Below are 18,922 nucleotides of genomic sequence, written 5' to 3'. Positions count from 1 at the left end.
TGCACTTAACAGCGCCCCTCCCAGGCTCAGTGGATCAGCCCGCATTTCAAGCCCGCCAGAGTGGAGTCCCATGCCCAAGTCCCCCAGCAAGTCCGCGCAACTTCCGTCCACCGCTGCTGTCAGCGCAACTCCCGAAACGTTGCGCGGCACGGGCGATGAATTGCATCAGAAGGCCGGCGGCACGCATCCGCAGCTGACCACCAACCAGGGCATTCCGGTTGGCGACAACCAGAACTCGCTGCGCGCCACGCCGCGCGGGCCGACGTTGCTGGAAGACTTCATCCTGCGCGAGAAGATCACCCACTTCGATCACGAGCGCATCCCCGAGCGCATCGTGCACGCACGCGGTAGCGCGGCGCATGGCTATTTCGAGCTGACCAAGTCGTTGAGCCAGTACACCACTGCCAAGATCTTCACCGAAGTCGGCGAAAAGACGCCGCTGTTCACGCGTTTTTCCACCGTTGCCGGTGGTGCCGGCTCGGTGGACACGCCGCGCGACGTGCGCGGGTTTGCGGTGAAGTTCTACACCAAGGAAGGCAACTGGGATCTGGTGGGCAACAATATCCCGGTGTTCTTCATCCAGGATTCGATGAAGTTCCCGGACCTGATCCACGCGGTGAAAATGGAGCCGGACCGCGGTTTCCCGCAGGCTGCCAGTGCGCACGACACTTTCTGGGACTTCATCTCGCTGAGCCCCGAGTCGATGCACATGATCATGTGGGCGATGAGCGATCGCACCATTCCGCGCTCGCTGCGCATGATCGAAGGCTTCGGCATCCACAGCTTCCGTTTCCTCAATGAAAAGGGCGACAGCACCTTCGTCAAGTTCCATTGGCGCCCCAAGCTCGGCCTGCAGTCCACGATCTGGGACGAGGCAGTGAAGATCGCCGGCGCCGATCAGGACTTCCATCGTCGCGATCTGTTCGAATCGATCCAGAGCGGCGACTTCCCCGAGTGGGAGCTGGGCGTGCAGCTGTTCACCGAGGCGGAAGCCGATGCATTCCCGTTCGATCACCTGGATTCGACCAAGGTCATTCCGGAAGAACTGGTGCCGCTGCAGATCGTCGGCCGCATGGTGCTGGACCGCTGGCCGGACAACTTCTTCGCAGAGACCGAGCAGGTCGCGTACTGCCCGGCCAACATCGTGCCCGGCATCGACTTCAGCAACGATCCGCTGCTGCAGGGCCGCCTGTTCTCGTATCTGGACACGCAGCTGAGCCGCCTGGGTGGACCGAACTTCCACCAGATCCCGGTCAACGCGCCCAAGTGCCCGTTCGCCAACAACCAGCGCGACGGCCATATGCAGATGGGCGTCCCCAAGGGCCGTGTCGCCTACGAACCCAGCTCGTTGCAGGCCGATGCACCGCGTGAGGCGCTGCGTGGATTCCCCAGCCATGCGACACCGGCCGAAGACGGCGCCAAGGGCCGCGTACGCGCAGCAAGTTTTGCCGATCACTACAGCCAGGCACGCATGTTCTTCCGCAGCCAGACCGCACCGGAACAGGCGCATATGGCATCGGCGCTGGTGTTCGAGTTGTCCAAGGTGGAGACCGCGCACGTGCGTGAAGCCATCGTCGGTCACCTGCGTCACATCGACCCGACGCTGGCACAGCGTGTGGCCGATGGCATGGGCATGACCACGTTGCCGCCGGCGCCGCCGGCTGCGGTCGCACCGACCGACATGCCGCTGTCGCCTGCCTTGCAGCTGATCGGCAAGATGAAGGACACCTTGCAGGGCCGCACGGTCGGCATCCTGATTCACGATGGCTCCGATGCAGCGACGATCAAGGAGGTGCGCAAGGCCGCCGAAGCCGCCGGTGCTACGGTCAAGATCGTTGCGCCGAAACTGGGCGGCGCCAAGCTCAGCGACGGCAAGCAACTGGCTGCAGATGGTCAATTGGCCGGCACACCCTCGGTGGTGTTCGATGCAGTGGCAGTGGTGTTGTCGTCGGAAGCTGCCAAGGCGCTGACACGCGAATCGGCGGCGCTGGATTTTGTCAGCAATGCGTGGGCGCATCTGAAGGCAATCGCCTTCGACGATGGCGCGCAGCTGCTGCTGAAGGCCGGCAATGTCGGTAAGGACGCGGGTGTGATCGCGGCGGCAGATACCAAGGCATTCATCACTGCCGCCAAGACCCGCCAGTGGGCACGCGAACCAAAGGTGCGCATGTTGGCGTAACCGCATCCGCATAGGCTGCACAGGCTTGGGCGCGAACGACTCCACGTCGTTCGCGCCCAAGTCGTTGATGCGGGTAGCAACTCATCTTCAGCAGTAGATCAACGCGTCCTGTGCAACGGCCGGCCTTCAGCCATTCTTTTGGCCGCGTCTACTAAACGATGCTGCGACTTGGAATCCTGGCTGTCTTTATGTCGTTGCTCGGTCGTGTCTTTGGGGTGTCGGTGCGCGCGACCAGGTCGGCAGTAGAGCGGCGGGCTGCGGTTTGGCTGCGAGGCCCTTGCCCGCCCACCCTCGCGGGACACGCCGCAAGTACGTCCGTGTAGGCTCTTACGCGGCATCCATGCCGCGTAAGGTCCCGCGACGGCGGGCGGGCAAGGACCCGTCGAGAGGGTCGGTGTGCACGGTTGCAAGCAAGAGCATGCAGTGCGCTGGGCGGATTGCTCTGGGCGCGACCAGCTCTTAACGACTCTCCGTTGCAAGCGGGGTAGCCGACAGGCTTTCAACACGTGACCTACCAACTTCTCTTCTGCCCAGGCTGAGCAACAAGCTTTCAGGAAAACAGCCGACCAACTATCTGGTGCGGTGCCCTCGCCGCTTGCGGGACCGTGTGGCGGCATGGATGCCGCCACCGAGCCTCCATGGACGGATTCACGGCGTGTCCCGCAAGCGGTGGGGGCGCCGCACACTCGACGAACCAAGCTTTCGACTGCATCTACCAAACGAAACTGCAACCCGGAATCCCGATGGATTCACGCAGTTCCCCGCAAGCATTACAGAGGAGCCGTGCTCGGCTAACTCAGCAGCTGAGCAGTCGTCTTGTCGGATCCGCTAAGCCGGTTCGGCAGGAAACTGCGCCGCGTTCGCCAGCGCGCGGTACTCGCGTGGCGTCATGCCGACCGCCAGCTTGAACTGCCGTGCGAAGGCGCTCTGATCGCTGAAACCGCAGGCATGCCCGATTTCGGTGAGGCTCTTGTTTCCGTGCAGCAGATGCATCGCCATCTGCAGGCGTAGCTTGGCCAGCACCTGTTGCGGGGTGAGTTGGAACACCTTGCGGAACGAGCGTTGCAGCTTGGACATCGAAAACCCGGTGATCTCCACCAGCGCCTGCATGCGCACGTTCTGCGCGTAGTTGGCGTTGAGGTACGCCAGCGCGAGCCGCAGTTTTTCGTACTGCGATTCGTGCCCGTCCTGCGGCCCCAGATCGCGCGAGATGCCGATGATGCCCTGCACCTTGCCATCGACCAGCAGCGGACGTTTGCAGGTCAGGCACCAGCCCGGTTCGCGGTTGGCGAACAGATGCAGTTCCAGCAGGTTGTCGATCACTTCCCCGGCCAGCACCTGCTCGTCCTGATTGGCGTAGTTGGCGCCCAGCCCGCTGGGATAGACCTCGGCAACGCGCTTGCCGATCAATTCCTTGCGCGATTTCAGGCCCAGGCGCCGCAGCATGGTCTGGTTGACGTGGGTATAGCGGCCCTCGCGATCCTTGACGAAGAACAGCACGTCCGGCACCGCATCGAACAACGCTTCCAGATCGGCAGGATCGATGCTCTTCATGGAGGTCATGCGGGACTGGACTCGGGATCAGGAAAGACGCAGCTGGCGCTGACGCGCGCCACCGATGCAGGCCGCAGCGCATGCAGCGCCATGATACGCCGCGCGCCTCAGACGCCGGCGCACTGCGCTTAACGCGGGTTGTCGGCCACCTTGGACGCGGCCGGCGCAGCCTTGCTGTCCACCGCCGCTGCGGTGGGGTTGCCGATGCGATCCAGCGGCACCTGCTGCGCGCGCCAGCCACTGACCACCGCCGCGCCGGACTGCGAGCCAACCTGCACCTGCAGGCGTGCACTGCCGCCGGGTGCGATGAACTCGACGGCGCAATCGCCGGCGGCCATGCAGCTGTCGGCGGCAAGCGGATCCACCAGCTGCCAGCCCTGCTCCATCACCGCCTGCGCAAACGCGCGGTAGCCCATGCCGGACTTCAGCGTGGCCGGCAGTGGCACGGCCGGGTCACTGGCCACCGCATCGGTGCCAACTGCGGCAGTCGCAGCCACGGGCGCGCGCGCAGGCACGGCCGTGGGCCGCGATGCGGCATTCAAGGCAGGACTACAGACGAGGGCGAGCGCCCACAATGAGGGGCGGAACAAGGTGCGCATGCAAACGGTCCTTGCGATCCTGGCAGGGAGTTGAGGAAGTTAAAGAATCGCTATTTTGACATGGCTTGCGTGCACTGCGGCACTGTTGGCTCATGCTGGCATTCAGCCAGATGCGGCGATCCAGGCCCTCTCCGCGCTCCGCAAGCGGACTCATCCACGCGTGGACGCTGCCAGCACGCAACACCGTACCTGCGAACATCGTCTGACGGGCGAAGCGCGATTGCGCAGACCTCGGGTCGAACGCCGGACCAACCCCGGCATGCCGGCAGAGTCGCCATCTCCGCAAGCGCGTTGCATCATTGCGGTTTGATCGTGGAGTACCCGATGCCTGACACCACCTCCCCCGTCTATGCGGTCGGCCAGCTCTGGCGCTGCCGCGGGCGCACCGCAACCGAGGCCCCGCTGCTGCTGATCAACCAGATCGATGTGCACCCCCACGGCGGCCAGATCCTGCACGTGAGCATCAGCGACATCCAGGTGCGTCACGCAGGATTGCCCGCTGGGATCCTGGACGCGCTGCTGCACATCCCGGTGATCGCGCAGACCCTGGAGCGCAGCGCTGCCGAACACGTCGGCACTGCCGCGCCCAATCAGGATTACCTGCCGGGTTATGCAGAATGGAAGGCCGCCTTCGATGCCGGCAATGCCGGCTCGTTCGGCATCGCGGTGGCGGAGATCCTGCAGATCGTCGAAGGCCAGTTGGCCAAACGCGATCAGCTGCCGAACTGAGCAAACCGAACAACCCTGCGACCCGCATCAAAGGCCGAGGTCTCACGCGTCATCGCCGCACCAACCGGCACGCCGCTCCAGGCGGCGTGCCGGTCGCGACCTCACTGGCCGATATGCTGCTTCAGCCAGCTGTTGACGGTGTCGTGCCACAGCACGCTGTTGTCCGGCTTGAGTACCCAGTGATTCTCGTCCGGGAAGTACAGGAACTTGGAATCGATACCCTTGCGCTGCAGCGCGGTGAACGCGGCCAGACCCTGCTCGACCGGGATGCGGAAATCCTGCTGGCCGTGGATGACCAGCATCGGCACCTTCCACTTGTCCACGTGCAGCACCGGGTTGAACTTCTCGTAGCCGGCCGGGTTCTGCCACGGCGTGCCGCCGTTTTCCCATTCGCTGAACCACAGTTCCTCGGTGGCGTAGCCCATGGTGCGGTTGTCGAACACGCCGTCGTGGTCGACCAGGCACTTCCACGGCTGATTCCAGTTGCCGGCCATCCAATAGACCATGTAGCCGCCATAGCTGGCACCCAGCGCGCAGGCCTTGTCGCCATTGAGGAAGCCGTACTGCTTCTGCGCGGCGGTCCAGCCCTTCTGCAGGTCTTCCAGCGGGCGGTCGCCCCAATGCTGGCTGATCGCATCGGTGAATTCCTGGCCGTAGCCGGTGGAGCCGTGGAAGTCGATCATCACCACCGCATAGCCCTGGCCGGCGTAGGTCTGCGGATTCCAGCGGTTGCTCCAGCCGTTGCCGAAGCTGCCCTGCGGCCCGCCGTGGATCAGGAATGCCACCGGGTAGGTCTTGCCTTCCTGGTAGTTGTACGGCTTGACCACATAGCCGTGCACGGTGTCGTTGTTCCAGCCCTTGAACTGGAACTGCTCGTAATCGCCGAACTGCACCTCCGGCAGCAACTCGCCGGCGCTCTGGGTGATCGCACGCAGACCCTGGCCCTGCACGTCGCTCACAAAGACCTGGTCGCCGCTCTTGAGCGAGTTGCGGGTGAACGCCAGCGTGTTGCCGGCCAGGGTCGGCGCATGCACGCTGCCCTCGCCCACCAGCTTGGTCGCCTGGCCGCTGGCGATGTCGATCTTGAACAACGGATGCTCGCCGAGGTCATCGGCGCTGGTGTAGAGGCTGGCGCCATCGGCGCTCAAGACGATCTCGCCGGCCGAGCGGTCCCACTTGGGGGCGATCTCGCGGCTCTTGCCGCTGGCCACGTCCATCGCCATCAGGCCGAAGCGGTCGGCTTCGAAACCGGGGCGCTTCATCGCGCGGTAGTACAGCGTCTTGCCGTCGCTGCTGAACACCGGGCCGGCATCCCAGGCCGGGTTGGACGCGGTCAGATTGACCGGCGCGGCCTTGCCGGCCGCATCCAGGCGGTACAGGTCGAAGTTGGTCTGCCACGGCTCGTCGTTGCCGGTGGGCTTGGCGCCGGCGCTTGCCTTCTTGCCGGTTTCCGGTCCATGCGGCTGCGGCACGCGCACGCTGGCCACCACACTGCCGCCGTCGGGCGACCAGGCGTAATCGTCGTTGCCGCCGAACGGCTTGGAGGGCGCATCGCCGGCCAGCGTGGCGCTGATCGCCGAGGCACCGGCCACGGCCTTGCCGCCGGCAGCCGGCAGGTCGGCGACGAACAAGGTGTTGCGTCGGCCATCGTTCCAGGTATCCCAATGCCGCACGAACAACTGGTCGTAGACCACGCCGCTGGCCTTGGCGCTCTTGAGGTTGGCGAGCTTGCTCTTGGTGCAACCCAGGTCCGAGCCGCAGTCCTGGAACACGCCGGCACTGAAGGCGATGCGCTTGCCGTCGGGCGAGAGCTTGTAGCTGTCCACATCCACCGCAAAGCCGGTCAACTGCTGCGGAGCGCCGCCGGCCAGCGGCTGCGCGTACAGCTGCTGCGTACCGGATTTACTGCTGAGGAAGTACACCGTCTTGCCGTCCGGCGACAGCGCCGGGCTGTTGACGTTCCAGCCGTCGGGAGTGAGCCGCCTGGGCGGCGCGGCATCGCGGGTACGCAGATTGCGCGTCCACAGGCCGGTGGCCGGCTTGCCGTTGCTGCTCTTGGCCTGCCGCTTGGCGAACACCAGCACGCTGCCGTCGGGGCTGAGCGTGGGCGAAGACACCCGGTCCAGCGCGACCATGTCGCGCACATCGAATCCGCGCGCAGCGGCAAGACTTGGCAAGGCGGTCAACAGACACAGGGGCAGCACGGCGTAACGAAGCTTCATCGAGAGTTCCTGCAACGGCAAAACGTCGATGGTAGGCGTTGCTGCGGCGCACGCGCAAAGGCACAAGGTCATGCGCCCGCAGGCGCCGCACGTGGCCGCCCTGCAAGGCGCCGAATGCGCACAGCGCGCAGTGCGCCGTGCGGCAACGGCGCGCCACGCTGTGGGCACGCACTCAGAACGTGAGTTTGGCCTGCAGCCCGACCACCACTGCATTGCGCGTGTGGGTATAGGCGTAGGTCCCGGGGTTGACGATGTATTGCAGGTCCGGGCGCAACATCAGCCACGGCGTGATCTGCGCGCTGTAGGCGAGCTCGTAGAGCTCTTCGGCAGCGCTCAGCCCGACCAATGGCGAATCGGCCGCCACGCCGGCATCGATCAGTTCTGCGCGGCGTGCATCGAGCAGCCGATGATTGATCCTGCCGGCCACATAGCCGAGTGCGATGCGGTCCTGCGTGCGTGTGCCGATGCCCTGGTACACCCCGCCGACCGAATACCACCGTGTCATCAGCGCACTGTCGTGGTCGCTGGCCATGTACTGGGCGAATCCGGTCAGGCCGATGCCGGGGTCCGCTCCCGGGGTGAACAGTTTCTGTTCGACCAGCAGATAGGCGCCGTCGCGGCCGGTGCTGCGGCTGGTATCCAGCCCACGCCTGGGCACCGACGAGGAATCGTAGTAGCCACCGAACTTGTACACGCCCGGGTAGCGCGCGGCGGCCGGCTTCCAGGTAAATTCGAGCGGGAAGATCGCACCGGTGGTGCCGCTGGCGAACGGCTCGAACGCGTAGGTGTCGCGGGCACCGAAGCCCAGATTCGGGTTGACCTGAAACCAGCCGGCATGCAGGTTGAGCTGCGGGGTCAGCTGCTGCGCGCCTTCGATGCCCCAGCGCGCGGCCGGATAGTTGTACCAGCCGCTATTGGCCGAAAACGCCAGCGGATGCGCGCAGAACGCGGCATTGACGAAGTTCACCAGCAACGTGTGCGAGGCGAACTGGTTGCCCATCGCATAGAAGCCCAGTTTCAGATACGTCCTGCCTTGGTTGAAGCTGCGGTCGTAGCTGAACTCGCTCAGGCGGGTGTACTGGCCTCCGTACACTTCCTGGATGGGGAAGCGATTGCCGACCAGGTCGGCGGAGGTGCTGCGGCCGCGGCGGTCGTTGATGGTGACATGCAGGCTGCCACCACCCCAGCCGGCGAGCTTGGCCATGTCCAGATCCACGCCCACCCGCAGTTGCTGTGCATAGCGCGCGCTGGTGTTTTCGTAGCCGCCGTCCACCACGCCAAACGTCTCGGACACGTAGTCGCCGCGGACGCTCACGCCTTGCTCGGCCCAGGCGGAACGGCGCCCACCCCAGTCGCCGGTCAGCGTGGTATCGCCCGCGGCGACTGCGGTGGCCGGCAGTGCCAGCAACAAGGCGTAGCCCAGCGCACTGCGGCGCGGGAGGAAAGACAGACGATGCATCGTGGTTCTCTGATCGGGGCAGCGTGCACGGCCAGCGGTGCCGATGCATGGCGGTGTGCCAAAGCGCCGCTGCGGTAACGGGAACGTTGGCCGGGATATGCGAGACACCCGGCCGTCGGGTTGCAGCCAACAGCGGCTGACGCGAGTGCGCAGCGGTCAGCCGGGCACGCGGAGGTTTGTCGGCCGCTCCGTGACCACGCCGACGCAGCTGGCGACGTGGTCAAGAGTGGGCGGTGTCAGTGCGCGTCAGGCAAGCTGTAGGCGATCACGTCATCGCCACGATCGGGCGACTGCCGCGCACCACCGGCACTGATCACCACGTACTGCTTGCCGGTCTTATGCGAGACGTAGGTCATCGGCCCGCCCTGACTGCCGACCGGCAAGCGGCCCTTCCAGAGTTCCTTGCCGGTGGCACTGTCGAACGCGCGCAGGTAGTAGTCCTGGGTGCCGGCAATGAACACGAGCCCGCCCTGGGTGGACAGCGTGCCGCCCAGCGTCGGCATGCCGATCGGGATCGGCAGATGCATCTTGATGCCGAACGGGCCGGTGTCCTGCACCGTCCCCACCGGCACCTGCCAGGCGATGCTGCGCGTCTTGAGGTCGATCGCGCTGAGCGTGCCGTACGGCGGCGCCTGGCACGGAATGCCCAGTGCCGACAGGAAGCGGTTCTTGTTGACCGCATACGGCGTGCCCTTCAGCGGCACGGCGCCCATGCCGGTATTGACGGCCTCGCCACCACCGGCCGCCTCGGCCTTGCGGGTGTCGGCAGGAATCATCTGCACCCACAAGCCCAGGCGCATGTCGTTGGCGAAGATGACGTCATGCACCGGGTCGGTCGACAAGCCTCCCCAGTTCATGCCGCCCAGCGAGCCGGGAAAACTCAGCGAGACATCGGTGCCCGGCGCGGTGTACAGGCCTTCATAACGCATCTGCTTGAACGCGATGCGGCACAGCATCTGGTCGATCGCAGTGGCGCCCCACATGTCCGATTCGGTCAGGTGCTTGGTGCCGATCTGCGGCATGCCGACCGACAACGGCTGGGTCGGCGCGTACTGCTCGCGCGCAATATCCGAGTCCTTCACCGGTACTTCCCTGACCTCGGTCAGCGGTTTGCCGGTGGCGCGGTCGAGCACGTAGATCTGCCCGGCCTTGGTGCCGATGACCACCGCCGGGGTGTGGCTGCCGTCCTGCTTGGGGAAGTCGATCAGGCTGGGCTGCATCGGCAGGTCGAAGTCCCACAGATCGTTGTGCACGGTCTGGTAGACCCACTTCTCCGCACCGGTGGTGGCATCCAGCGCCAGCACCGAGGCGCCGTACCGGTGATCGAGCGCGGTGCGCTCGGCGCCGTACAGATCGGTCGACGGCCCGCCCAGCGGCAGGAACACGGTGTTCATCGCCGCGTCGTAGGACATCGGTGCCCACACGTTCGGCGTGCTGCGCACATAGCTGCTGCCGGCGGCCGGCGCCTGGCGGTCGTGCGGATTGCCCGGGTCGAAGGCCCAGCGCTGCGCGCCGGTGACCACATCGAAGCCGCGCACCACGCCACCAGGCATGTCGGTCTGCACGTTGTCGGCCACGCGTCCGCCCACCACCACGGTGGTGCCGGCCACCAGTGGCGGCGAGGTCAGCTGGTAGAACGGATCCGGCGCAGCACCCAGGCCGGCCTTGAGATCGACCTGACCGTTGCTGCCGAAGCCCTGGCAGAACGCGCCGGTATCCGCATCCACCGCGATCAGGCGACCATCGATGGTGTTGGTGAACAGGCGGCGACGGCAGTTGGCGTCCTGCGCCACCGTCACTGCGGCAATCGGCGAGGGGTTGGCCACGCTCGGCGTCGGCAACGCCGCGTCGGCGTCGAAGTAGCCCAGGCCACGGCAGCGCTGCCAGACCGACGAGGTCGCATTGATCTCGTGCCGCCACAGCTGCTTGCCGGTGCTGGCGTCGAGCGCAATCAGATTGTTGTGCGGTGTGCACAGGAACACCTTCTCGCCCACCTGCAGCGGGGTCAGCTGGTCTTCGGCACCGTTGCCGTCGCTGTTGGCGATCTCGCCGGTGTGATAGGTCCAGGCGACCTGCAGCCGGTCGACGTTGCTGCGGTTGATCTGGTCCAGCGCAGCGAAGCGGCTGCCGCCATCGGTATTGCCGTAGGCGGACCAGTTTTGTTGCACGCTTCCAGGCGGCACCGCCGTCACGCCCGGCCCCGCGTTGCCTGCGACCGGCGGATGCGGCACGAACATGCCGCCGATTCCGGCCACTACTGCCAGCGCCAGTACCGTCGCCACGCCATAGGCCGTGCGCCCGGTCGGCAACGCCCGGCTGCGCCGCAGCGCTGGCCAGGCCAGTGCCACCAGCACGGCGAACCCCGCAGGCAGCATCAGCCGCGAGACCAGCGGCCAGAACTCCAGCCCCGCATCCCACAGCGCCCACACCAGCGTCAGCGCGAAGGCGACGCCGTACACCAGCGCACCGGCCGGCCGACGCAGCACGATCAGCACCCCGGCCACGACGGTCGCCAGGCCCATCAGCAGGAAGTACCAGCTGCCGCCCAGGCTGGCCAACCTCGCGCCACCCAGCAGAAAGATCAGCCCCACCAGCGCGACCAGCATGCCCAGCACCAGCAGCAATGCCCGGCCCGGGACCGGCAACTTCGATTTCGTTTCCACGTTGCAACACCTCGATCAGGAGATTCCGCGCTGCACTGCGCCCGGCATTCCGATCTGGATGCTGCAAGGCGCACGCACGACGGCCAGTAGAGGCAGCATCACTGCCCACTTTCTGTCACTCCCCTCCCCGGCCCGCGTACCTCTGGCGAGACCGGCACCGGCATGCCCGGCAGACTGACGACATAGTGTCGCACCGCACCGGGTATTTATTACATATCTGAAGCGGTTTCCTGCGGAACACTGCAGTCCGCACAGACGCGGACCGCAGTGGCGTTTTGTGTGCGCAGCGCGCGCTTCGCGCGTCAGAAACGGTGCGACATGCCCACATACACCTGCGCGTCCGGGGTGCGGTCGTTGAGGCCGAAATTGGCGCCCACATCCAGCTGCAGCAGCGGATTGAGCAGATACGCAGCGGCGATGTCGGCCGAATACTGCTCGATGGTCTGCGCCGGATCGCGGTTGATCGAGGACCACACTTCCACCGCCATCGACAACTTGGAGGTGAGCGGATGCGCCAGGTTGATCGCGTTGATCAGCGCAACATGCTTGCCGCTGCCATCGCTGTCGGCCAACCAATCCACCTCGGGCCCGAAGGTCAGCGAGAAGCTGTTGGGCAGCGCGAAATTGATCGGCAATGCGACGCCGCCTTCCCACTCGTCGTTGCCCAGGCCGGTGCGCGCGGTCGGTGCCTTGACGAACGGCAGCAACGCCACGCTGGCGGTGTCGCTTTCGTAGAAACGCGCCTTCATGCGCAGATAGATGTCGCCGCCGCCGCTCAGGCTGCTGCGTGCGCCGGTGGCGCGGTCGGTGGTCTTGACCTGCAGCTGCGGCGCCCAGTTGAGCTGCAGATCGATGCGGTCGCTGACGCCGTATTTGAGCGTGGGATTGGTGAACACCGAGGTTTCGATGCGCGTGCCGGGCTGGCTGTCGCGGGTGTAGCTGCCGATGTCGGTTTCCAGCTGCCAGGCGCCGGTTGGCACGGTACAGGTGGAATTGGCCTTGGTCGGGCGATCGGTACACAGCGCCGCGTCGGTGGCCTCCTGTGCCTGTGCCTGCAGCGCAAGACTGCACAGCACACCGGCCAGGGCGATGCTAAACACGGGGGCACGGCGTGCGCGGGTGGAACGGTGGGAGATAGCAGCAGTCAGCATTGCAGTGGTTTCCATGGCAAGACGCTGGCCAGATCGCGTGAACGGCCAGCAGTGGGAGGGGGAATGCGCGTGGATGTCGAACGACTGCATGGCCGCTGGAGGGCGGCGTGTTGCCAATCGATCTTATAGGCGTCGGCAGGTCCGAAAACGCTGTCGGTAACAAAAGCGGCCTCAACAGTGTGCGGATGTCGCACAGCGTGATATGAGTCGCTTTTCCACACCCATCATTAATGGGGGTCAGGCGGAGCGATGACCTGCGCCGTGGCGCGTCACCGGGATCGATCGAGGCATGCGGTCGCCGTGGTGCACCCATCGGTGCGGGAGACGGCACGATACGGAGCAGCCGCATAAAGTCGCTATGCACGAGGCCTGGGTGGGGCGTAAAGCCGGCGCAAAGGCGTTGCGGTGGTGCAGACGCGACGGCCTGAGCGTTGTGCGTGCGCTGTGCGATCGGCAGGTGCTTGATGCGTCGGCGCGGTGCAGCTGCTCTCGTCGTGTCAGCCGATTGGCCAGATGCGCCAATGACGTTGCCCTGCAGCGGCAAGGCAGGTCCGCTCACGGTGGCAATGCACCAGCTTGCAGGGATGTTCGAACTGGATATGACGCTATGCGGTCGCAGCGACGATTTGGTGCCCCGTGTCTTACCGGCATGCTGCTGCACTCGCGCGTTCGGCAGCAGGGCCGCATTCGAACCGCGCCTTCTGCAAGGCAATCAGAACTGCGGCAATCCAGTCGCAACACCACAACGAAAAACGGACACGCATCCAGCGATGCGTGTCCGTCGAGAGGCAGCGCGCAGGCGCATGCCTTGGTGAAGCGTCACCCTCAGGCGGTTTGTTCGCCGCGCTTGCCGACGCGGTACAGCAGCCAGCCGACCAGGGCGAGAATCGCCAGGCCGAACCATTGGTTGAGCTGCAGGCTGGCCGGCAACGCCAGCACATCGGCGCGGCTCGACAGCACGATCGGCACCGCGATGGCGATCCCCATCAACGCCTCGCCGGTGATCAGGCCGGCGGCGAACAGCACGCCCGGGCGATGCACACGGTCGCGGCCATCTTCGTCGTCGGAGCGGATCTTGTGGAAGCGCTCCACCAGGTGCGCGATCAGGCCGCCGAGGAAGATCGGCACCATCAGCTCCAGCGGCAGGTAGATACCGATCGCCGCCGCCAGCACCGGCACGCGGAAGCGCTTGCCGGTCTTCTTCAGCCATTCGTCCAGCGCGATGATCGCCGCGCCTACTGCGGCACCGATGGCAATCATCGACCACGGCAGCTGCCCGCCGAACAGGCCCTTGGCGACCGAGGCCATCAGCGTGGCCTGCGGTGCAGCGAGCGAGTTGGGGTGCTGCGGCGTGGCCGGGCCAATGCCGTAGGCCTGCGCCAGCAGGTTCAACACCGGCGCCATGATCAGTGCGCAGGAAAACGCGCCGATGCCCAGCATCAGTTGCTGCTTCCATGGCGTGGCGCCGACAAGATAGCCGGCCTTGAGATCCTGCAGGTTGTCGCCGCCCACCGCTGCCGCGCAACACACCACCGCGCCGATCATGATCGCCGCCACCGCACCCAACGGCGCCGCGCCGATGCCGACCGGCACCAGACCATCCTTGCCGAGCAACAGCACCAGCACCGCCGAGGCGAACAGAATGGTGGAAATGGTGATGCCCGAGACCGGGTTGTTGGACGAGCCGATCAAGCCGGCCAGATAGCCGGACACCGACACGAACAGAAAGCCGGCCACGATCATGATGATGGTCATCGGGATCGACACGTGCCACTGCTGCACGATCGCCTGGTACAGGCCCAGCAGCGGCAAGGTGCACAGCACCAGCGCCGCCAGCATCCACTTCATCGGCAGGTCGCGCTCGGTCTCGGCGACCACACCGCCACCGCTCTTGCGCGCGGCAGCAAAGCCGCTCTTGACGCCGGACAACAGCGACTTGCGCAGCGAGAACAGCGTCCACACGCCGCCGATCAGCATCGCGCCGACACCCAGGTAACGGATCTTCGCGCCCCAGATGCCGAATGCCGCATCGGCCGCTGGCGCACCGACCAGGCTTTGCGCCAGGGCCGGGTCGCTGCCCATGAAGAACTGCTGATACAGCGGAATGGCGATATGCCAGGACAGGATCGACCCAGACAGCACCACGATGCCGACATTCAGGCCGACGATGTAGCCCACCCCCAGCAGCGCCGGCGACAGGTTTGTGCCCAGATAGCCGACCAGGCGGCTGCTGCCCAGGTAGGTGGCCTGCGCCCAGGTGTCCGGGATCACCCGCAGGCCGCTGGCCGCACCCAGCTTGACCAGCGCGCCGATCGCACCGGACATCGCCAGGATCTTCAGGCCCGGGCCGGGGTTTTCACCGGCCTTGAGCACCTCGGCCGCCGCCTTGCCTTCGGGGAACGGCAGCGGGTCTTCGACGATCATCGAGCGCCGCAACGGCACCGAGAACAGCACCCCGAGCAAGCCGCCCATACCGGCGATGCCCAGCACCCACCAGTATTTGAAGTCCGGCCAGTAGCCCATGATCACCAACGCGGGGATGGTGAAGATCACCCCGGCCGCGATCGACGAACCGGCCGAGGCACCGGTCTGGACGATGTTGTTTTCCAGAATGGTGCCGCCGCCGAGCAGGCGCAGCACGCCCATCGAGACGACCGCAGCCGGAATGGCGGTGGCGATGGTCAGGCCGGCAAACAGGCCGAGATAGGCGTTGGCGGCCGAAAGCACCACCGCCAGCACGATGGCCAGCACGACGGCGCGGAAGGTGAGCTGGCGCGGCTGCGCGTCATGGCTCATGGGCAGTTCCCCTGTGGCAAAAAATCCGGACCACGCTAGCGCCTACACGGGGTTCCGTCCAGCTGCGCCGCGGCGTGACACTGTGCCTGCTGTGGCGGCTGGAATGCCCGGGGATGTGGCGACGGGGACGATAGGCGTGTACCAGCGTGTGTCGGCGACTGCATCGCGCATGCGGATTGCAAGCGCATAGGTCGCACGGTATGGAGGTGGCGGACACTGCTGCATGGCATGCAGACCAGCGGCATACGGCGTCAGGGTGCGGCGATGCGGTCTTCCGGCTCGTCGACCGACGGAGGCGCCATGAGCGACGCGCGCCATGGCCGACAGGTGACAACGAGCGATGGACTCGTCATCACGCCCATCGCTCGTACCGGCGGTCGCCTGCCGCCCGTGCTGGCGGGACAATGCGCTGATGAGGGGTCGCGGATGAGGCCGCGCGCCCGTAAGGGCCGACTGGTCTGCTGCTGCAGCGGCGGGCACGCGTTGCCGTATATCGCTGTCGCCGTGATTGCTGGGCGTTGCCGTTTTTCCTGCACGTCAGGGATCTGCTGCCGGCGATGGTGCGTCAGCGTCAGCGGCTGCGCCGACGCTGGCGGCGTCGGCGCGGCTGTCCAATCAATGCAGCAGTTCGGCAAACGCGCGGTCGGCCTCGATCACGTCCGGCAATGCGGCGAACAAGGCATCCAGATCCACCGTGTCCATCAACGGACCGCGCACCGCCTCCAACGCCGCCGGCGTGGCGCCACCATGTGCACGCAGCGCATCGGATACCTGCACCGCCTGGGCGACCAGCAGCGGCATCCGCGCACCTTCCGGCGCAGCGGCCGGGCGGACCTGATAGGCGATCGCTTCCTGGATGACGGCGGGCAGCTGCCAGCGACGCACCAGCTCGGCGCCGACTTCCGGGTAGCCGAAGCCCAACTGCAGGGTTTCTTCGGCGGCATGGCCGGCCGATGAGCTGTCGTGATTGATGCGGCTGGCGTAATCCGGCGCGCCGGACTGGATCAGCAGCTCGCCGATGTTGTGCATCATGCCGCAGGTAAAGGCGGTTTCCGGATCCACGCCGTGCTGGCGCGCCAACAGGCGGCAGATGCCGGCGACCTCGAAACTGTGCCGCCAGAACGCCTTCAGATCGAAGCCCGGGCCGGCGCGGAACGCGCCGGTCATCGCCGAGGCCAGCACCAGGGTGCGCAGCGTGTTGAAGCCCAGCCGCATGGCCGCGTCTTCCACGCTGGTGGAGTCGCGCAGGCCGTGGAAGCGCGCCGAATTGGCAAGCCGCAGCACCTTGGCGGCGATCACCGGATCGCGCTCGATGGTGTGCGCCAGCACATCGATGTTGGTTGCCGGATCGTCGAACCGGGCAATCAGGTCCTGCGCCACCTCGGGCACGGTGGGCAAGGTGTGCAACTGGTCGAACAACGCCTCCAACTTCATGATCGCCTCGTGGATGAAAGGTAAGCCAGCGCGGCCGCGCCGGCCTGCATGGTGTAGCACAGACCGGCCGGATGACGCTGCCCCGTCACGGCCGCTATTCACCCGCGCTTTTGCGTCATCGCCTTGCGGCGGGCTGCCCCGCCGGTCGCGTAGCGACGGCCATCATGGACAGCGCGGCCGTCAAGATCCGGATATGCGTGCGTCGACACCACTACTTGGCCTTGGCACCATCCAGGGACTTGGCCAGAAACGCCAGCAACTGCGTATAGAACGCACGCCGATGCGGCTCGGTATAGAACCCGTGGCCTTCGGTGTCGTAGTACAAGGTCTCCACCGGCGTTCCGGCCTGGCGCAATGCCGCCTCCATTCGCTTGCTGTGCTGGATCGGCGCGCGCTCGTCCTCGCCACCGGCCGCCAGGAACACCGGAACCTTGATCTGCTTGGCCAGATGGACCGGCGAGCGTGCGGCCAGAGTTGCCGGATCGCCCAGCCATTGCTTCAGATAGTTTTCGCCTGAGCCGCGCTTCTGGATGTCGCCGCTGGTGAACATCATGGGCAGGTCGTAGACGCCGACATAGCCGGCCGCGCAGGCATACAACCCAGCTTCCTTGGCTGCCCCCATCAGGGCTGCATACGCACCATAACTTGCACCAAAGATGCAGATCTTGCGCGCATCTGCATAGCCCTGCGTCACCGCCCAGCGCGTGGCGTCGGTGACGTCATCCTGCATGGTGCCGCCCCACTGGCGCGCGCCGGCATACTGGAAAGCGCGACCGTAATTGCCGGAACCACGGAAATTGATCTGCAGCACCGCATAGCCGGCCTGCGCCAGCAACTGCGCGTCGTCGTCGAACTGCCAGCTGTCGAAGATCTCGAACGGGCCGCCATGCGGCATCACCACCATCGGCAGGTTCTTTGCCGCGCCGGTGCGCGGCAGCGTGAGGTAGCCATGCAACGGCACGCCATCGCGTGCCTGCAGCGCGATGGGCTGCACGGTCGCGGTGCGCTCGGGATCGAACCAGTCGCGTCGGCTGATCACGTGCTGGGCTTTTTTCTCCTGCGTATCGAACACATAGAAATCGCCAGGGTTGCTGCCCGAATCGACCTGCAACATGACGTAGCGGCCATCGCTGGTACTGGAGGTGATACGCACGGCGTTGCCGGCGAAGGCGGCCTCCAGGCTGTGATACATCCGCGCCTCGGGGCCCTGCTCGTCGAAAAAGCGGCTGCGCGGACGGTCAGCCATGAAAATGGCACCCACCGGGATCGTGGTGCCGTTGCGATAGATGACGCCCAGGGGATCGGCCACTGCGTCACGCAGCACCTGTTCACGGCGATTGGCCTGGATGTCCCAAGCCACGATCGCATCGGGGCCATCGGCAGCCTGCACGCGCAGGTAGGCAATGCGCTCGTCCTGCGAAAAGCCCAGTGGGGTTTCGATGCGGCCGCTGGCCTGTTCGTCGTTGAGCAGCGTCCACTCGGTTCCACCACCAACGCGGTAATACAGCTTGCTGACATTGTCCGAGCCTGCGCCCTGCGCAAAACGCACCTCGCCATGGTGGTCGGTGGTGAAGCTGGCGCGCTGAATCGGGGCACGCGCCAGCGGAAGGCGCCGACCTGTGTTGACGTCGAGCTTTTCTGCGCGCGTGTACGGGTCCTGCCCTGACAACGGCCAGATGCCGACGACCACGTTGCGATCGTCGTCGGGCAAGGTATCGGTGAGGAATGCGGCAACTGCTTCGGTTTTCTTGACCTTGATATTGGTGCCAAGCCCGGTGCCTCGAGCACGATAGCCCACCAGCAACTCGACACCAGTGCCATCGGCATTGATGGCATACAGCTCGCCGGTCGGCAACGGCTTGTCGAGCAGACCGTATTTCTGTGCGATGGAGATCAACACACGCGTCTCGCTGACCCAGGCAAAGTCGCTCACATACGTGTTCTTCTCCAGCACAAAGGTCGCGCCCATGCTGTTGTCCGAACGCCGCACGATCGCCAGGGCGGTCTTGTCTTCCATCGGTACGGTAGCGGCGAAAAACGCGCCGCTGGGCGATAGCTTGATATCGGCAAACTTGTCTTTTTTGATATAGGCGCCAACATCCACCTGCGCTGCGGCATTGCCGGCAGCCATCAGCA

Annotated in this window: 12 protein-coding genes; 3 read left to right on the top strand and 9 right to left on the bottom strand. The window is 65.6% G+C overall.

Features of this window, described 5'->3' with window-relative positions; all coding sequences use genetic code 11:
* Positions 1-70 precede the first annotated feature (70 nt).
* Positions 71-2,179: a catalase gene (locus tag GGR73_RS01130; protein ID WP_160955129.1), complete on the top strand. Its 2,109-nt coding sequence runs from the start codon at positions 71-73 to the stop codon at positions 2,177-2,179.
* A gap of 828 nt (positions 2,180-3,007) precedes the next feature.
* On the opposite strand, the gene GGR73_RS01125 is transcribed toward GGR73_RS01130, so the two are convergent.
* Together GGR73_RS01125 and GGR73_RS01120 are read right to left on the bottom strand one after the other, a co-directional pair.
* Positions 3,008-3,733, bottom strand: coding sequence for an AraC family transcriptional regulator (locus GGR73_RS01125; RefSeq protein WP_024939479.1), 726 nt, complete (start codon positions 3,731-3,733; stop codon positions 3,008-3,010).
* A gap of 128 nt (positions 3,734-3,861) precedes the next feature.
* A complete protein-coding gene (locus GGR73_RS01120; protein ID WP_184455293.1) occupies positions 3,862-4,332 on the bottom strand; it encodes a hypothetical protein in 471 nt (156 codons plus the stop codon).
* Positions 4,333-4,656: 324 nt separating this feature from the next.
* On the opposite strand from GGR73_RS01120, the gene GGR73_RS01115 reads away from it, so the two are divergent.
* A complete protein-coding gene (locus GGR73_RS01115; protein WP_221233945.1) occupies positions 4,657-5,061 on the top strand; it encodes a hypothetical protein in 405 nt (134 codons plus the stop codon).
* Positions 5,062-5,162: 101 nt separating this feature from the next.
* Here the strand turns inward: GGR73_RS01115 and GGR73_RS01110 are convergent, their stop codons facing one another.
* The 7 genes from GGR73_RS01110 to GGR73_RS01080 all read right to left on the bottom strand — a co-directional run bounded on the left by GGR73_RS01110 (position 5,163) and on the right by GGR73_RS01080 (position 18,590).
* The gene (locus GGR73_RS01110) at positions 5,163-7,283 is read right to left on the bottom strand and encodes an alpha/beta hydrolase family protein (RefSeq protein WP_184455291.1); all 2,121 of its coding nucleotides are present in this window, start codon (positions 7,281-7,283) and stop codon (positions 5,163-5,165) included.
* Positions 7,284-7,455: 172 nt separating this feature from the next.
* Positions 7,456-8,742: a carbohydrate porin gene (locus GGR73_RS01105; RefSeq protein WP_166771031.1), complete on the bottom strand. Its 1,287-nt coding sequence runs from the start codon at positions 8,740-8,742 to the stop codon at positions 7,456-7,458.
* A 236-nt stretch (positions 8,743-8,978) separates the two neighbouring features.
* A complete protein-coding gene (locus GGR73_RS01100; RefSeq protein WP_326520410.1) occupies positions 8,979-11,405 on the bottom strand; it encodes a glucose/quinate/shikimate family membrane-bound PQQ-dependent dehydrogenase in 2,427 nt (808 codons plus the stop codon).
* A gap of 302 nt (positions 11,406-11,707) precedes the next feature.
* Entirely contained in the window at positions 11,708-12,556 is an 849-nt protein-coding gene (locus GGR73_RS01095) for a transporter (protein WP_166771366.1), read from the bottom strand.
* 825 nt (positions 12,557-13,381) lie between these two features.
* Positions 13,382-15,352, bottom strand: a complete 1,971-nt coding sequence (locus GGR73_RS01090) for an OPT family oligopeptide transporter (protein WP_104553291.1) — start codon at positions 15,350-15,352, stop codon at positions 13,382-13,384.
* 615 nt (positions 15,353-15,967) lie between these two features.
* On the bottom strand, positions 15,968-16,786 hold the full coding sequence (locus tag GGR73_RS01085; RefSeq protein ID WP_054590888.1) for an HDOD domain-containing protein: 819 nt from the start codon (positions 16,784-16,786) through the stop codon (positions 15,968-15,970).
* 211 nt (positions 16,787-16,997) lie between these two features.
* Entirely contained in the window at positions 16,998-18,590 is a 1,593-nt protein-coding gene (locus GGR73_RS01080; RefSeq protein WP_054590965.1) for an alpha/beta hydrolase family protein, read from the bottom strand.
* An 82-nt stretch (positions 18,591-18,672) separates the two neighbouring features.
* Between GGR73_RS01080 and GGR73_RS01075 the strand changes: the two genes are divergently transcribed.
* On the top strand, positions 18,673-18,876 hold the full coding sequence (locus GGR73_RS01075; protein WP_080715734.1) for a hypothetical protein: 204 nt from the start codon (positions 18,673-18,675) through the stop codon (positions 18,874-18,876).
* Positions 18,877-18,922: the final 46 nt, after the last annotated feature.

The organism is Xanthomonas sp. F14 (genome assembly GCF_014199865.1).
This window is presented reverse-complemented; position numbering and strand designations above follow the sequence as displayed.

What these genes read in the sequence shown, in the direction of transcription:
- GGR73_RS01130 (WP_160955129.1), top strand. Translation starts at nt 71, where the DNA reads ATGCCCAAGTCCCCCAGCAAGTCCGCGCAACTTCCGTCCACCGCTGCT.
- GGR73_RS01090 (WP_104553291.1), bottom strand. Translation starts at nt 15,352, where the DNA reads ATGAGCCATGACGCGCAGCCGCGCCAGCTCACCTTCCGCGCCGTCGTG.
- GGR73_RS01075 (WP_080715734.1), top strand. Translation starts at nt 18,673, where the DNA reads ATGGAGATCAACACACGCGTCTCGCTGACCCAGGCAAAGTCGCTCACA.
- GGR73_RS01095 (WP_166771366.1), bottom strand. Translation starts at nt 12,556, where the DNA reads ATGCTGACTGCTGCTATCTCCCACCGTTCCACCCGCGCACGCCGTGCC.
- GGR73_RS01105 (WP_166771031.1), bottom strand. Translation starts at nt 8,742, where the DNA reads ATGCATCGTCTGTCTTTCCTCCCGCGCCGCAGTGCGCTGGGCTACGCC.
- GGR73_RS01120 (WP_184455293.1), bottom strand. Translation starts at nt 4,332, where the DNA reads ATGCGCACCTTGTTCCGCCCCTCATTGTGGGCGCTCGCCCTCGTCTGT.
- GGR73_RS01125 (WP_024939479.1), bottom strand. Translation starts at nt 3,733, where the DNA reads ATGAAGAGCATCGATCCTGCCGATCTGGAAGCGTTGTTCGATGCGGTG.
- GGR73_RS01085 (WP_054590888.1), bottom strand. Translation starts at nt 16,786, where the DNA reads ATGAAGTTGGAGGCGTTGTTCGACCAGTTGCACACCTTGCCCACCGTG.
- GGR73_RS01110 (WP_184455291.1), bottom strand. Translation starts at nt 7,283, where the DNA reads ATGAAGCTTCGTTACGCCGTGCTGCCCCTGTGTCTGTTGACCGCCTTG.
- GGR73_RS01115 (WP_221233945.1), top strand. Translation starts at nt 4,657, where the DNA reads ATGCCTGACACCACCTCCCCCGTCTATGCGGTCGGCCAGCTCTGGCGC.